14 protein-coding genes and 4 tRNA genes are annotated in these 14,614 nt (G+C 34.4%); 13 read left to right on the forward strand and 5 right to left on the reverse strand.

What is annotated here, in order from left to right; genetic code table 11:
- Positions 1-323 precede the first annotated feature (323 nt).
- The 6 genes from MG290_RS13180 (at position 324) to typA (ending at position 3,010) form a co-directional block, all read left to right on the forward strand.
- Positions 324-395 (forward strand) — tRNA-Glu (locus MG290_RS13180).
- 29 nt (positions 396-424) lie between these two features.
- Positions 425-496 (forward strand) — tRNA-Glu (locus MG290_RS13185).
- Between the two features lie 30 nt (positions 497-526).
- Positions 527-598: transfer RNA gene (locus tag MG290_RS13190), tRNA-Glu, on the forward strand.
- Between the two features lie 32 nt (positions 599-630).
- A tRNA-Glu gene (locus MG290_RS13195) sits at positions 631-702 on the forward strand.
- 157 nt (positions 703-859) lie between these two features.
- Positions 860-1,111 carry a 30S ribosomal protein S20 gene (gene rpsT, locus MG290_RS13200; protein ID WP_257499577.1) on the forward strand — a complete coding sequence of 84 codons (252 nt, stop codon included), beginning with the start codon at positions 860-862 and terminating at the stop codon, positions 1,109-1,111.
- Positions 1,112-1,210: 99 nt separating this feature from the next.
- Positions 1,211-3,010: a translational GTPase TypA gene (gene typA / locus MG290_RS13205; RefSeq protein WP_257499576.1), complete on the forward strand. Its 1,800-nt coding sequence runs from the start codon at positions 1,211-1,213 to the stop codon at positions 3,008-3,010.
- Positions 3,011-3,057: 47 nt separating this feature from the next.
- Here the strand turns inward: typA and htpG are convergent, their stop codons facing one another.
- The gene (gene htpG / locus MG290_RS13210) at positions 3,058-4,908 is read right to left on the reverse strand and encodes a molecular chaperone HtpG (protein ID WP_264561708.1); all 1,851 of its coding nucleotides are present in this window, start codon (positions 4,906-4,908) and stop codon (positions 3,058-3,060) included.
- Positions 4,909-5,061: 153 nt separating this feature from the next.
- Here htpG and MG290_RS13215 point away from each other — a divergent pair, with 153 nt between their 5' ends.
- The 4 genes from MG290_RS13215 to MG290_RS13230 all read left to right on the forward strand — a co-directional run bounded on the left by MG290_RS13215 (position 5,062) and on the right by MG290_RS13230 (position 9,085).
- Complete coding sequence (locus MG290_RS13215; RefSeq protein ID WP_264561709.1) at positions 5,062-5,520, forward strand: lipocalin family protein; 459 nt, start codon at positions 5,062-5,064, stop codon at positions 5,518-5,520.
- 12 nt (positions 5,521-5,532) lie between these two features.
- On the forward strand, positions 5,533-6,231 hold the full coding sequence (locus MG290_RS13220; RefSeq protein ID WP_257499573.1) for an OmpA family protein: 699 nt from the start codon (positions 5,533-5,535) through the stop codon (positions 6,229-6,231).
- A 145-nt stretch (positions 6,232-6,376) separates the two neighbouring features.
- Positions 6,377-8,341: a M4 family metallopeptidase gene (locus MG290_RS13225; RefSeq protein WP_264561710.1), complete on the forward strand. Its 1,965-nt coding sequence runs from the start codon at positions 6,377-6,379 to the stop codon at positions 8,339-8,341.
- 78 nt (positions 8,342-8,419) lie between these two features.
- Entirely contained in the window at positions 8,420-9,085 is a 666-nt protein-coding gene (locus tag MG290_RS13230) for an MgtC/SapB family protein (protein WP_257499571.1), read from the forward strand.
- A gap of 5 nt (positions 9,086-9,090) precedes the next feature.
- On the opposite strand, the gene MG290_RS13235 is transcribed toward MG290_RS13230, so the two are convergent.
- From MG290_RS13235 to MG290_RS13245, 3 genes are read right to left on the reverse strand one after another with little or no spacing between them, the layout of a single operon-like run.
- A complete protein-coding gene (locus tag MG290_RS13235) occupies positions 9,091-9,705 on the reverse strand; it encodes a GNAT family N-acetyltransferase (RefSeq protein WP_257499570.1) in 615 nt (204 codons plus the stop codon).
- Between the two features lie 17 nt (positions 9,706-9,722).
- A complete protein-coding gene (locus MG290_RS13240) occupies positions 9,723-10,061 on the reverse strand; it encodes a hypothetical protein (protein WP_257499569.1) in 339 nt (112 codons plus the stop codon).
- Between the two features lie 51 nt (positions 10,062-10,112).
- Positions 10,113-11,075 carry an FKBP-type peptidyl-prolyl cis-trans isomerase gene (locus MG290_RS13245; RefSeq protein ID WP_264561711.1) on the reverse strand — a complete coding sequence of 321 codons (963 nt, stop codon included), beginning with the start codon at positions 11,073-11,075 and terminating at the stop codon, positions 10,113-10,115.
- Positions 11,076-11,154: 79 nt separating this feature from the next.
- Here MG290_RS13245 and MG290_RS13250 point away from each other — a divergent pair, with 79 nt between their 5' ends.
- The 3 genes from MG290_RS13250 to MG290_RS13260 are packed head-to-tail and all read left to right on the forward strand — an operon-like array spanning position 11,155 to position 12,620.
- Positions 11,155-11,556 carry an RNA-binding S4 domain-containing protein gene (locus MG290_RS13250; RefSeq protein ID WP_257499567.1) on the forward strand — a complete coding sequence of 134 codons (402 nt, stop codon included), beginning with the start codon at positions 11,155-11,157 and terminating at the stop codon, positions 11,554-11,556.
- Positions 11,543-12,121, forward strand: coding sequence for a TPMT family class I SAM-dependent methyltransferase (locus MG290_RS13255; RefSeq protein ID WP_264561712.1), 579 nt, complete (start codon positions 11,543-11,545; stop codon positions 12,119-12,121). The genes MG290_RS13250 and MG290_RS13255 overlap by 14 nt, the downstream gene beginning before the upstream one ends.
- A gap of 1 nt (position 12,122) precedes the next feature.
- Positions 12,123-12,620: a phosphoribosyltransferase family protein gene (locus MG290_RS13260; protein WP_264561713.1), complete on the forward strand. Its 498-nt coding sequence runs from the start codon at positions 12,123-12,125 to the stop codon at positions 12,618-12,620.
- 31 nt (positions 12,621-12,651) lie between these two features.
- Here the strand turns inward: MG290_RS13260 and MG290_RS13265 are convergent, their stop codons facing one another.
- The gene (locus MG290_RS13265; RefSeq protein WP_264561714.1) at positions 12,652-14,577 is read right to left on the reverse strand and encodes a gliding motility-associated C-terminal domain-containing protein; all 1,926 of its coding nucleotides are present in this window, start codon (positions 14,575-14,577) and stop codon (positions 12,652-12,654) included.
- Positions 14,578-14,614 lie beyond the last annotated feature (37 nt).

The following is a 14,614-nucleotide window of genomic DNA, read 5'->3' on the forward strand; positions in this document are numbered from 1 at the left end:
CTGTATTTTTTGAATCAGTATTTATTAAATGCTTTTCTGTGATTTATTGTTTTTGAAAATGATAAAATGTTTTGCGTCATTTTCAAAAATGGGTTTAAGTAAACACATAAAGAATTTGGGATTAGAGAAAATTTAACCTCAATTAAGAAAAATATAGAATTTTCTATTTGTTTTCAAATTTTGGTTTGCTAATTAAAAATTTATACAGATATTTGCACACGCTAATAAAAAGCAACAAGTTCTTATTAAATATAGAAAAAGTAAAAAAATAATTTGTAGGTTTTAAAAATATTAATACTTTTGCAACCGCAATTACAAATAATGGTCCGTTCGTCTAGGGGTTAGGACGCCAGGTTTTCATCCTGGTAACAGGGGTTCGATTCCCCTACGGACTACAAAGGTTTTCCATTGACCTAAAAACAATGGCCCGTTCGTCTATCGGTTAGGACGCCAGGTTTTCATCCTGGTAAGAAGGGTTCGATTCCCTTACGGGCTACAAAGGTTTCCATCGAACCTAAAAAACGATGGCCCGTTCGTCTATCGGTTAGGACGCCAGGTTTTCATCCTGGTAAGAAGGGTTCGATTCCCTTACGGGCTACAAAGGTTTCCATCAAACCTAAAAAAAACGATGGCCCGTTCGTCTATCGGTTAGGACGCCAGGTTTTCATCCTGGTAAGAAGGGTTCGATTCCCTTACGGGCTACTGTTAGTTGTAAATAAGTTTTGTAAAATATCAGTCAGTGTCTCGGCTTTTATTTTATTAGTTAAAACCAAAGTGTTTGCCTAGGCAAATGTGGGAGGTTTTTCTTTTTTAACTAAAAGTTTTAAATAATTAATTACAATTAAAAAAAGATTAAAAAATGGCAAATCACAAGTCAGCTTTAAAAAGAATTAGAAGCAACGAAAAGAAAAGAGTTTTAAACAAGTATCAGCACAAAACAACTCGTAATGCAATTAAAGCTTTACGTTTGATTGAAACAAAATCAGAAGCTGCTGAAAAATTAGTTGTTGTTACTTCTATGATCGATAAATTAGCTAAAAAGAATATTATTCATGCTAACAAAGCAGCTAACTTAAAGTCTAAATTAACAAAACACGTTAACGCACTTTAATCAGTTAATGTTTTTGAGATATATAACACTGAAGCTCTCTTTCATCGAGGGCTTTTTGTTGTTAAATAGCATCAATAAAATACAAGAAACTTTATTTTTATGACCCAAATAAGAAATATCGCAATTATTGCACACGTTGACCACGGTAAAACCACCATGGTTGACAAAATTATGTATCATTGTCAATTGTTTAGAGAGAATGAAAATACAGGTGATTTAATCCTTGACAATAACGATTTAGAACGCGAACGTGGAATTACCATCGTATCTAAAAACGTTTCTGTTCAGTACAAAGGAACAAAAATCAACATTATTGACACTCCTGGACACGCGGATTTTGGTGGAGAAGTGGAACGCGTTTTAAATATGGCCGATGGTGTTTTGCTAATTGTAGATGCATTTGAAGGACCTATGCCGCAAACACGTTTTGTGTTACAAAAAGCTATTGAATTAGGTTTAAAACCTTGCGTGGTTATTAATAAAGTTGATAAAGAAAATTGTACCCCAGACGAAGTACACGAAAAAGTGTTCGATTTAATGTTTGAATTAGGTGCGGAAGAATGGCAGCTAGATTTCCCTTCTGTTTACGGCTCGGCAAAAAACAACTGGATGAGTACCGATTGGAAAAAACCAACCGATTCAATGGAAGCATTATTAGAAATGGTTATTGAACACGTGCCAGCTGCCGAAGTTAAAGAAGGTACCCCACAAATGTTAATCACTTCGCTAGATTTCTCTTCTTTTACAGGTCGTATTGCAATTGGTCGTTTACACCGTGGTGTTTTGCGTGAAGGAATGAATATTTCTTTAATTAAACGTGAAGGCGGCGTTGTGAAATCAAAAATCAAAGAGCTTTATACCTTTGAAGGTCTAGGCAGAATGAAAGTTACCGAAGTGAAGGCAGGTGATATTTGTGCTGTTGTAGGGATTGAAGGTTTTGAAATTGGTGACTGCATTGCCGATTTTGAAAATCCGGAAGGATTGGGAACAATCAAGATTGATGAACCTACAATGAGCATGTTATTTACCATTAACGATTCCCCGTTTTTTGGTAAAGAAGGAAAATATGTGACATCTCGCCATATAAAAGATCGTTTAACAAAAGAGTTGGAGAAAAACTTAGCATTACGCGTAAATGAAACCGATTCTGCTGATAAATTCATGGTTTTTGGTCGTGGTGTATTGCATTTGTCTGTGTTAATTGAAACAATGCGCCGTGAAGGTTACGAATTGCAAATTGGTCAGCCGCAAGTTATCATTAAAGAAATCGATGGAGTGAAATGTGAACCAATCGAAGAATTAACCATTGATATTCCTGAAAACTTGTCAGGACGTGCAGTAGAATTTGTAACATTGCGCAAAGGCGAAATGTTATCAATGGAACCACGAGGAGAGCGTATGATTATTGTTTTTAATATTCCATCGCGCGGAATCATTGGTTTGCGTAACCAATTGTTAACAGCAACAGCAGGTGAGGCAATTATGGCACACCGTTTCTTAGAATATCAACCATACAAAGGCGAAATTGCAGGGCGTAACAACGGTTCATTAATCTCTATGGAAAACGGTAAAGCAATTCCTTATTCTATTGATAAATTGCAAGATCGCGGTAAATTCTTTGTAGATCCAAATGAAGATATTTACGAAGGTCAGGTTATTGGAGAAAATTCTCGTGGAGATGATATGACGGTTAACGTAACAAAAACTAAAAAGTTAACAAACGTGCGTTCATCTGGTGCAGATGATAAAGCCCGAATCATTCCAGCAATTAAATTCTCTTTAGAAGAAGCTTTAGAGTATATTCAAAAAGATGAATATGTTGAGGTTACTCCAAAATCGTTGCGTTTACGTAAAATCTACTTAAACGAAAACGATAGAAAACGTTATAAAATTGATTAATTCAGTTTAAAATATTCAATAAAAAAAGGAGCATTTTGCTCCTTTTTTTATTGAATATTTTCAAAATTTCGTTTCACAAAAGCAGTAAGCTCTTCACCTTTGAGCAAGCCTTGAGCCAGTTTTGCTAAATCTAATGCTTGTTTCACTAAATGATTTTTAGTGACTTCATCACTTTCGTTTAAAATTTTAGAAGCAATTTCAGAATTCGTATTAACAATTAAATTGTATGAATCTGGGAAACTTCCAAACATGGTATTGCCGCCCATTGCCTGCATTTCTTTCATACGACGCATAAATTCGGGTTGCGTAATCATGAAAGGTTCCGCATTGCTGTCCAAAGCTTCGGTTTGAACACTGTAGCTGCTATTGTTTATTGTGGTTTCAATAAATTCTTTTAGTTTTTTAGTTTCATCCTCGCTTAATTTAGAAACCACCGTTTCCTCTTTCTTAATTAAATTATCAATTGAATCCGCATCAACACGCGCAAAAGTGATGTCTTGATGATCCATTTCCAACTTTTGAATTAAATGCGATACAATTGGCGAATCTAAAAGCAACACTTCATATCCTTTTGCTTTGGCGTTTGATATATAGCTGTGTTGTGCATCTTTGTTTGACGCATAAAGCACAACTATTTTACCTTCTTTATTGGTTTGGTTTGCTTTTATTTTTTCTTTTAATTCTTCAAAAGTAAAAAACGCCTCATCAACGGTTGGATATAGTGCAAAATCTTTCGCCTTTTCGTAGAATTTATCCTCACTCAGCATTCCATATTCCAGCACAATTTTAATATCGTTCCATTTTTGTTCAAAAGCAGCACGGTCTTCGTTAAAAAGCGATTTCAATTTATCGGCTACTTTTCGGGTAATGTAATTCGATATTTTCTTCACATTTCCATCGGCCTGCAAGTAAGAACGCGACACATTTAAAGGAATATCCGGAGAATCGATTACACCTTTCAACATCGTTAAAAATTCAGGAACAATTCCTTCTACATTATCGGTAACAAAAACTTGATTTTGATACAATTGAATTTTATCTTTTTGAATGCTTAAATCACCCGATAATTTCGGAAAATATAGAATTCCTGTTAAATTAAACGGATGGTCCACATTCAAATGGATATGAAACAAAGGATCATCGAACTGCATAGGATACAATTCGCGGTAAAAATTTTTGTAATCTTCATCGTTTAACTCACTTGGTTTCTTTGTCCATGCCGGGTTTGGGTTATTGATGATTGCATCAACCACTACTTCGTTATCGCCTTCTTTTTCGGTTTTTGTTCCAAATTTAATAGGCACGGGCATGAATTTGTTGTATTTAGAAAGAAGTTGTTGAATTTTGTGGTCTTCTAAAAATTCGGTAGAATCATCGGCAATATGAAGAATGATTTCTGTACCGCGCTCGGTTTTGTTTGAAGGCTCTAAAGTAAACTCAGGCGATCCGTCGCATGTCCAGTGAACAGCAGGTTCTTCTTTATATGATTTGGTAATGATTTCAACCTTACTTGCAACCATGAATGCCGAGTAAAATCCTAAACCAAAATGCCCAATAATGCCTGAATCTTTTGCAGAATCTTTATATTTTTCTAGGAATTCTTCAGCGCCAGAAAAAGCGACTTGGTTGATGTATTTTTCAACCTCTTCAGCTGTCATTCCAATTCCTTGGTCAATAATGTGTAGTTTTTTGTTTTCTTTATCAACCTTCACTTCAATTTTTGGATGACCATATTCAACAGTAGCTTCACCAATCGCTGTTAAATGCTTTAGTTTTAAAGTGGCATCGGTAGCATTACTAATCAATTCACGTAAAAAGATTTCGTGATCGCTGTATAAAAACTTTTTAATCAACGGAAAAATATTTTCAACCGTTACATTTATTTTACCTGAAGTCATATTTATAAGATTAATTTTACTGTTATTTTTGCTGATAAATAGTCAAAACAAATACCAATAATGAAAAATATGACAAAAAGGCATAAAAAAAATCATCAAAAATTATATTAAGGCACAAAATTTGTTAATTTTGAACTATAAAATATATTAATTATGAAAAAGGTCTTAGCAATAGGAATTTTATCAGTAGCAATGTTCTCATGTAAAACAGCTACTAACACAAAAAATGATGTACCAACTCAGATTAAATTAAAAGGAGAGTGGACATTGACCAATGTAAAATATCCATCAGGATTTAAAGTTACATCATTCAAAATAGCCGATGCAAAATGTTTTGAAGGCAGTCAGTGGAAATTTGTTTCAAACAATAACACAGGAACTGTTACCTTGAACAACAATTCCTCAAGCTGTCCGGAGTACAATTCTAAAATTGTATGGAACATTAAACAAGACAGCTCATTCAACTTAAAGTTTGTTGGTGATGACAAGGCAAAACATGTTACTACAGGATATAATCTTACCGCAGCAAACATTACAGACACTACTTTTGAATTGATTGACAATTCAACAGAAGCAACAATTGTGTATTCATTTTTAAAAAATAATAAATAAAAATAGAAAGTTATGAAAAAAGTAAGCGTATATGTATTATCAACTGCTCTATTGGCAGGAACACTATTCACAGGGTGTAACACGGTTAGAAATGCAAACAACACTCAAAAAGGTGCAGCAGTTGGTGCAACTGCAGGTGCGGTTTTAGGCGGTGTTTTAGGAAATAATGTAGGAAGTAAAAACAACAGTGCTTTAGGTGCAGTTTTGGGTGGAGTTATCGGTGGAACTGCCGGTGCGATTATTGGTAAAAACATGGATAAACAAGCACAAGAAATTGAAACAGCTATCCCTGGAGCAACAGTTGAACGCGTTGGAGAAGGAATTAAAGTGGTATTGAACGAAAATACAGTTAACTTTAACTTCGATTCAGCGGAATTAACCCCAACAGCGACTGCAAACTTGGATAAAATTGCTAAAGTTTTAATAAGCAACCCAAAAACTTTAATTACAATTTATGGCTACACAGACAGTGTGGGTAAAGACGAATACAACATGAAATTATCTCGCAGCCGTGCAAATGCCGTGAAATCATACTTAGGATCAAAAGGTATTGGCGTGAAAAGAATTACTGCGCAAGGAATGGGAGAGGCTGATCCAATTGCATCAAACGATACAAAAGAAGGACAAGCTAAAAACCGCCGCGTGGAATTTGGAATTGTAGCAAATGAAGATATGATTCAAGACGCAAGAAAAGAAGCAGCACGTTATTAATCATATAACTATACAAGTATTTAATAGAAGCAATGTTTAAAAGCATTGCTTTTATTGTTTTACTTAAAAAAATATAACTAATTTAGAGGATTCAAAACAACAGATATTTTTAGTAATGAGTCACCCATTTATCCCATTAAAAAAAATGATGAGTCGTACCATTTTAGCGGCTCTTTTTTTAGTTCCTACCCAAACAATTTTTGCCGAAAGTTATCAGATTAATATATCAGATCAGACTTCTGAAAGATGGCCAAAACCCAAATTTCAAAACAAATTAGGGACGTTCTATGCAGATTTTAGCAACTTTATAATCGCTGCAGATGAATTTGATAAAAATCTTGTTAGTTACTTTAATTTAGATAACAATCATTCATTTGAATTGATTAAAAAGACCAAGGATACAGAAACTGGTGCTATTCATTACAGTTACCAACATTTTTTTAAAGGAATAAAAGTGCATGGAGATTTAGTTTTTTTGCATGAAAAGCAAGGGAAAATTAATCATCTAAATGGGCAATTGGTATCTTTTAAAGAGCTAGCTGTTACCGAAAAAATAACTGATAATGAAGTTGTTGAAATTGCCCGAAAAGCTTTTGGTGTGAATGAAAGTGCAACAGAAAGCGCTATTGAAAAATATATATTAAAAAAAGAAGATAAAACGCAAGGCCTTGTAATTAAACTTGTAAAGAAAATCAATATTCGCTCCTTATATCCTTTAAAAAGTATTGATTTTATTATAGACGCTCAAACAGGTGAGCTGTTGATAGAAAGAAACAAAGTATATAAAGCCGATACTCCAAGTTCTAGTGCTACTTATTTTAGAGGAACTAAGAGTATGACTGTAGATTCTTACAATGGAACGTATCGTTTAATGGATAACAGTAGAAATATTAGAACCTTAAATGGATCTAATTTAGACGGGCAACTAAACAGCGATGGTTCATTCAACGGATTTTCAGAATACACAAATGCTTCTCCAAATTTCACAGTTAATGGGTTAAAGCCTGCAGTAGAAGTGCATTGGGCTATGAGAGAAACGTATGATTACTATAAAAATATTCACAACCGATTTAGTTTTGATGGAAATAATCATATCATTCATAACTATTATGATGCAGGTGCTGTTTTAGGTACAGATGAAAATGCAGCGGCTGTAGATGAATTCTATCAAAATGATGTGTACAATGGAATGTTTTACGGCAAAGGAGGTTCAAGCATGCATCCGGTGGTCTCTTTAGATATCGCGGGGCACGAATTTTCGCACATGGTAATCAGCAGAAACGGCAATGGAGGTTTAGATTATGAAAACGAATCAGGGGCTATAAATGAATCATTTGCAGACATTTTTGGAACAGCTATAGAATTTTATGTGAACGATAACCCCAATTGGACAATAGGTGAAGGGGTTTTTAAAAACAATATTTCCCCAAACTATTTTAGAAGTATGAACAACCCAAATAACACACCTGTATCGGCAGGAGCTCCAAATCAACCCGATACTTACAAAGGTACTTATTGGCAGAAAACTACCAATAATCCAAACGCATATAACGATTATGGCGGTGTACATATCAACAGTGGTGTGGGGAACCATTGGTTTTATTTACTAAGTATGGGTGGAAACGGAACCAATGATTTAGGAAACGCGTACTATGTAAACCCTATCACCATTCAAAAAGCAGAGAAGATTGCTTACCGAGCGTTAACAAACAGCTTATCACCTTCAGCAACATATATCGATTTTTATAATGCCACCAAAATAGCTGCTGAAACATTATATGGACTTCATTCAAACGAATGGGACGAAGTTGTAAATGCTTGGTACGCTGTGGGAATTGGTGACGCACCTGCTTCTACCAAAAACATAGAAATACAATCAAAATTATCGATTTATCCTAATCCTGTTGGAAATGATTATTTTATTATTGAATCGCAATTAACAAATGAAACTACTTTTGAAATGTTTGATATTACTGGAAAAAAAATAATTGCATCACAAACTCTAGGAAGCAAAGTAATTATTCCAACTGTAGGTTACCAAGCAGGAATCTACCTGCTTAAATTCAAATCAAATGCAGGGGAATATTCCCACAAACTAATCATTAAATAATAAAAAAATAGTATATTTATAGTACATCTAAAAGGTTAGCGTTTTCGTTAACCTTTTTAATTTTAAAAAAAAAAGACTATGGATTTCACCACTATCACTGATTATTGGCAATTATCGGATCTGTTAAAAGCTTCTTTCTCGCTTTTGGTGGGAATGCTTTTGGGTGCCGAAAGAGAGTTGAAAGACAAAGCTGCCGGTTTGCGAACCATAACCTTGATATGTTTAGGAAGTACGCTGTTTACGTTACTTTCCTATAAATTGGGTATGGGCGATTCTGAAGACGCCACACGCATTGCTTCGTATGTGGTTAGTGGCATTGGTTTTTTGGGCGCAGGTGTTATTTTTAAAGATGCTTTTAGTATCAATGGATTAACCACTGCTAGTATAATTTGGATTGCAGCAGCCATTGGAATGAGTATTGGTTTTGGTCAGTTTTATACCGCACTTACCTTTCTGGCATGCAGTTTTTTCATCATTCATTTAGGCGGATTTGTAAACAAACATTTATTAACAATGATTTCTTTGAAACGCATTGAAATTCAGATTGATAAAATACATTACAAAAGTAAACCCGAAATTGAAACAAATATTAAAATGTTTTGCAAACAAATAGAATTAAAGCAACTACACGAACTAAATGGCATTATTATTCTAAATTATGAATGCAAGGCATACACCAAAAAAATACATCTTCTTGAAGATTATTTGGTGTATAATACTAAAATACAGAGTTTTAAAATGTAGTTTTTTTACTGATCCATTGGATAGATTTTTGCATAGAGCATTTCGCGCACCGATTCGTTCCACTCTGTGTTTAAAATACTCAACACCATAGTATCTCTTCGCACACCTGTTTTAGGACAAATGGCGTTGCTGCGCAAAACTCCATCAACGGAACAACCAATACTTAGCAAGGCATTTATACTTCTCAGGTTTTCAGAATAAGCTCTAAATTCCACCCGAACCATTTGCATTTTCTCAAAAGCAAATTCCAATAAAAGCCATTTGCAATTTTTGTTTACACCCGTTCCTTGAAATGCTTTTCCGTACCAAGTATAACCCATTTGTAAGCGATTGCTGTTTAAATAAATATCGCAATAGCGTGTTGCGCCAACAAATTTTTGCTTTTTCTTGTCAAAAACAGCAAAAGTATATTCTTCTTGATTAATGCGTTTTTGAATAGCAATACCAATATATTTATTCAAATTTTCTGGTGTATCGCATTTCACCATAGAATATTCCCAAATTTCGGGTTCATGTATGGTAAACTCTAAAAAATCTTCATAATGTTTTGCCGATAAAGGTTCTAATCGAACAAATTCATTTTCTAAAATATAATCTTCGTTGAAATCGAAATTAATCATTAACAGTAGGGTGCAACTTAAGGAATGATACTTTTGAAGAAGGCTTTGCAGTTCTGGTCAAAATCAGTATCGTTTAACAATTCTAAAGCTTTGGTGCTTATCATTTCATAATCTGCAGGCTGCAATTGATTTTGAAAAATATCGTTATAAATATTACTAATGATTCCAAAAACACCGTTTAATTCTTCGGGTTTTATCTCTTTATTTTTTGCAAATATAATCCTTAAAAAGTTTGCTGCAACATACGATGCAATTTCAATGGCATTGTTAACAGAAATTTTATCTTTCTTGCTTTTGTAATAAAGTAAGGTTTCTAAATCTTTTTGTATTAATTGGGCAATATTGGAAGTGTTCATGTTTTTCTTAAGCTAAAAAAAACCTGCAATTAAACAGGTTTTAGTGTATTTTTAATGACAATTTTTATCTAAATGTTTTTTTACTGAACCATTTTCGCAATTTGGAATTTGTTCAAATTCATATAATTTTTGAACCATTTCGCCATTTTCTTCCACAGTGTAAGTGATTTCCTGACGAGTGGTATAACCATCGCCATCGTCATCAAGATCTAAAAAATTAGGTTTTCCATCGCCATCGGTATCATCGTCCCACAAATCTCCGTTGCTGTTAACATCTTCGTATTTATCAAGCAAACCATCGTTGTCATGATCTACTTCTTTCTTCGCAATCAATGAAATATCAAAAATCAAAGGTTCGTAAGTACCAATAGTGCTGCCTGCAGGAGATGATGCAAAATATCCTAAACCAGATGGCATAAACACAATTACACGTCCTGGGTTTTCATAGGTATAAGTACCGTCTTCATTTTCAATGATGGCACTAGCTGTTTTAATTTTTTGAAGAATTTGTCTGTAACCTGCAATGGTTTCAGTATAGCTTGAAAAAGCGGGATATGCACTCCAAAAACCAAATGGATAGGTATCAAAAATCGTTTTGTCGAATTTATAACCTGTGTATGAAGTAAATGCATTGTCATGCATATTTGGGGTTTCTCCTCCGCCTTCATTCACAATAATATAGTATAATTTATATTCCACATTATCGGTTAATTTTTGCAAACCTTGTGAATTGGTATAATAAGGTAGATTTTTTATAGTGATAGATTGCAACGGATTTTCACTTTGGTTCCAAATAGCATTTGATGCATTCAAATCGGTGGTTTCAAAGTTTACGCCGTCTTCCCGAATTTCAATGCTGTTTGATTTTAAAAAGGTTTCAATCTCTATGATATCTTCGTTATATACTTCTTGGCGGTCGCGCTCTGCAATAGTGGTATCATTGTCTTCCGGGGTGCAGTTCCAAATTAATAAAGAACCGCTAAACAATGCTGCCCATGTAAAAAATCTTTTCATTTAACTTATAAATTAATGGTGCAAGATACAATTTTCATTTATTTTTGTTTAAAAATTAACCCAAAATTATAATATCAATATGCGCGTAGATAAATATTTGTGGTGTATTAGGGTTTATAAAACACGTAGTATAGCTACTGATGCCGTAAAAAAAGGTCATATATTAGTAAACAATCAACAGGCAAAAGCTTCGAGAGATGTTTTCTCGGGCGATAAAATTTCGGTTCGTAAAGATCAAATCAATTACCAGTACACTGTTTTAGATATTCCGCCTAATAGAGTAGGTGCAAAGTTGGTTGACATGTACCGAAAAGATGAAACTCCACCAGAAGCATTTGAACATTTAGAGCTTTTGAAATTGGCAAAAGAGCACTACCGTGCAAAAGGCGAAGGCCGACCAACCAAGAAAGACCGCCGCGATATAGATGAGTACTTAGATGAAGACGATTATTTTGAACAATTAAACAATGAAACTAAATAAAGAATACTGGACCAGCCGATATGCCGAAAACAATATCCCTTGGGATGCCGGCGAAATAACCACACCTATAAAAGAATACGTGGATCAGCTCACCAATAAAAACTTAAAGATTTTGATACCAGGGGTAGGCAGTGGTCACGAACTGGCTTATCTATACAATAATGGTTTTAAAAATGTGGTGGGGTTAGATATTTCAGCCGAACCTTTTGCAGCTTTTGCAGCCAAAAATCCTGATTTTCCCAGCAACCAATTAATTGTTGATGATTTTTTTAACCATACCGATACCTATGATTTAATCATAGAGCAAACATTTTTTTGTGCATTATCACCAGAATTAAGACCTTTGTACGCAGAAAAAATGAGTCAATTATTAAAAACCAACGGTAAATTGGCAGGCGTTTTGTTTTCGTTTCCGCTCACTGAAAAAGGACCGCCCTTTGGTGGAAGTGCAGCAGCATATCAAGAATTGTTTTCAAACTATTTTTCAATTGAAACACTACAACCTTGCTACAATTCAATAAAACCAAGACAAAACAGCGAACTATTCATTATTTTAAAGAAATAAAATGGCACAAAACATTATATTAAACCAGCAACAAATTCAGCAAATAACCAAGCGAATTGCTTACCAAATCTATGAAACATTTGTAGATGAAACCGAGATAGTAATTGCCGGAATAGCAAACAGTGGCTATGTTTTTGCAAAGAAAATAAGCGATGAGGTTCAAAAAATATCAAACATAAAAATAGTTTTAGGAAAGGTTGAAGTAAACAAGCAAAATCCGTTAGAAGCTATTAAAACCGATTTATTACAGACCGATTACGAAAACAAAGCTTTGGTTTTGGTTGATGATGTTATGAACTCTGGAGCCACATTGATTTATGGCGTAAAGTATTTCTTAGAAGTACCTTTAAAGAAATTTAAAACAGCAGTATTGATAGACCGCAATCACAAGAAGTTTCCGGTAAAAGCAGATTTTAAAGGCATTTCATTGTCAACCTCTAGTTTAGAACACATACAAGTGGTTTTTAACGATCAAGAAGAATATGCCTATTTAAGCTAAAAAGCGCAATCTGAAAAGATTGCGCTTTTTGTTACTGTACTTCCATCATGATTTGTACCCAGCCTGTCTTTGGTCCGTTTATAGATTCTATGCTATAGAAATAAGTGCCAGAGGGCAAAATAGCTCCCCCGTTTGACTGTCCATGCCATTGATTGGTGTATCCCATTCCATAGCTGTAAACTAAAGCACCCATTCGGTTGTAAATACTTAGCTTTGTGACTCCAAAAGGTGTTAAATCCCAAGAATCGTTTAAACCATCGCCGTTGGGTGAAATTCCTTTCGGAATTAAACAATCATTGTTATAAACAGTGAATTGTGTTTCATAAGTACATTTGTTAAACTCTGGATAGTCGGGGTCAATAAACAAACTGTTTCCATAGATATAGATTGTTCTTTTGCCATAAATTACAGCATCTGCAGTATAGGTTTTTATCAGCTTTCCTTTACCGTTGGGCTCCGTATAATAATTGTAACCTGCAGGTAGAGGTGGCAATAAAAAAGGTTCGCAGCCCACATTGTATTGGTCGTTTCGGGTGATTCTTTCCTTCGAATCAAGACGCAATTCTGATAAAATAAAACATTGCTTCTCGTTTTCAATCCTTACATAAATGGTTTCTTGCACACCAAAAGGCAGTTTGTAGCTAGTAGGTTGTTGTATGGGATTTGTTTTAGAAATGGCATTGTTTTGTGAATTATAAAAGCTAAATTCAAAATCTGTTTTTGTTTGACCATCAATAAAATAATCAATACTTTCTTCTAAATTATACACCAATCCGTCTGACGCTTCATCAGCACAAAATTCAGAATAGTCTATGTTTTTAGGAGGAAAGCCTAATGTATCCACTTTTAATTGCAATGGTACAACAAAAGGACATTTTCCATTGGTGGTTATTTGAATGTAAATTGTTTTGCTTCTTGATAGATAATTTTGAGGATTAGAGATGTAATTAGTGTTTTCTTCTAAAGCATCTTGTTCATTTTCATAGTATTTATAAGTTATAGAAGAATTGTTTAATCTGTTAATTTGTGGTTCAATATCGGTGAGGTTGAAATATTCATCTTTTGTTTGATCGAAATCACAAACTTCTAATTCTAGTGCATATTCAGGCAGCTTTGCCACATCGTTCACAATAAACGTTATTTCGGTAACGCGCGCCAATAATCCGTTTGCCCTTTTGAATCGGGCATAAATCGTTTTAGGACTTTCAGTTGATGAAACGTCATACGGCGATTGAAGCGTGTTTGTGGCAAAGAGGGTATTTGCATCAGCCTCAAATTCAAAGAAATCGATAGTAAATGTTTTATTTATATTGTTTATTTCATCTTTTATAGTATTCAAATCGAACGTTTCTTTTCCATCTCTGTCCCAATCGCATACTTCGTAGGTTTTACCAATCACACTACAGTTTAAAACAGCATCTCCTCCAAACGATAAATCGTAACTAACAACAGAACTTTCCCAATGATCCACGGCAATTAATATTCCATCGCCAGGCACCACATCATACCAACGAACCATTCCCGGAATTACGCCGGTATTTGGTGGAGCAGCTCCCGGAGTTTCGCACAATTGGGTGGGTTCTAATAAAGATAAACCAATATCTACTGTATTTACCCCAATAATGGTATTTTGCGATCCACGGTCACTAATACCCAAATTTGATAAATTAGGGTTTAGCCATGAAGCAAAATCAAAATCAACATTTGCGTTTGGGGTGATGGTAAATGTAAAGGTAGAACCTGATTCAATCTCTACATAGTAAAGCGTTATAGCAGTGGATAGTGGTAAGAATGTACTACACGAAGTGTATAAATTGTTATATACATTGGTTGTGGGGCTGGTTCCTTGAACAGTTTGACCAGAGCATAAATTTATAATATGCGATGGATTTATACTTTGGCTAAAACTAAAATGAAAACCTATGAATAATACTAAAAGCGTAAAAGTGTATTTCATAAAGTATTGTTTTAAACAATAAATATAGCGAAAATAA

The organism is Flavobacterium sp. CBA20B-1, from assembly GCF_028473145.1.
Taxonomy (GTDB): Bacteria; Bacteroidota; Bacteroidia; order Flavobacteriales; family Flavobacteriaceae; genus Flavobacterium.

Excerpts from the sequence above, each read along its gene's own strand:
- rpsT (WP_257499577.1), top strand. The coding sequence starts at position 860 with ATGGCAAATCACAAGTCAGCTTTAAAAAGAATTAGAAGCAACGAAAAG.
- typA (WP_257499576.1), top strand. The coding sequence starts at position 1,211 with ATGACCCAAATAAGAAATATCGCAATTATTGCACACGTTGACCACGGT.
- htpG (WP_264561708.1), bottom strand. The coding sequence starts at position 4,908 with ATGACTTCAGGTAAAATAAATGTAACGGTTGAAAATATTTTTCCGTTG.
- MG290_RS13215 (WP_264561709.1), top strand. The coding sequence starts at position 5,062 with ATGAAAAAGGTCTTAGCAATAGGAATTTTATCAGTAGCAATGTTCTCA.
- MG290_RS13220 (WP_257499573.1), top strand. The coding sequence starts at position 5,533 with ATGAAAAAAGTAAGCGTATATGTATTATCAACTGCTCTATTGGCAGGA.
- MG290_RS13225 (WP_264561710.1), top strand. The coding sequence starts at position 6,377 with ATGATGAGTCGTACCATTTTAGCGGCTCTTTTTTTAGTTCCTACCCAA.
- MG290_RS13230 (WP_257499571.1), top strand. The coding sequence starts at position 8,420 with ATGGATTTCACCACTATCACTGATTATTGGCAATTATCGGATCTGTTA.
- MG290_RS13235 (WP_257499570.1), bottom strand. The coding sequence starts at position 9,705 with ATGATTAATTTCGATTTCAACGAAGATTATATTTTAGAAAATGAATTT.
- MG290_RS13240 (WP_257499569.1), bottom strand. The coding sequence starts at position 10,061 with ATGAACACTTCCAATATTGCCCAATTAATACAAAAAGATTTAGAAACC.
- MG290_RS13245 (WP_264561711.1), bottom strand. The coding sequence starts at position 11,075 with ATGAAAAGATTTTTTACATGGGCAGCATTGTTTAGCGGTTCTTTATTA.
- MG290_RS13250 (WP_257499567.1), top strand. The coding sequence starts at position 11,155 with ATGCGCGTAGATAAATATTTGTGGTGTATTAGGGTTTATAAAACACGT.
- MG290_RS13255 (WP_264561712.1), top strand. The coding sequence starts at position 11,543 with ATGAAACTAAATAAAGAATACTGGACCAGCCGATATGCCGAAAACAAT.
- MG290_RS13260 (WP_264561713.1), top strand. The coding sequence starts at position 12,123 with ATGGCACAAAACATTATATTAAACCAGCAACAAATTCAGCAAATAACC.
- MG290_RS13265 (WP_264561714.1), bottom strand. The coding sequence starts at position 14,577 with ATGAAATACACTTTTACGCTTTTAGTATTATTCATAGGTTTTCATTTT.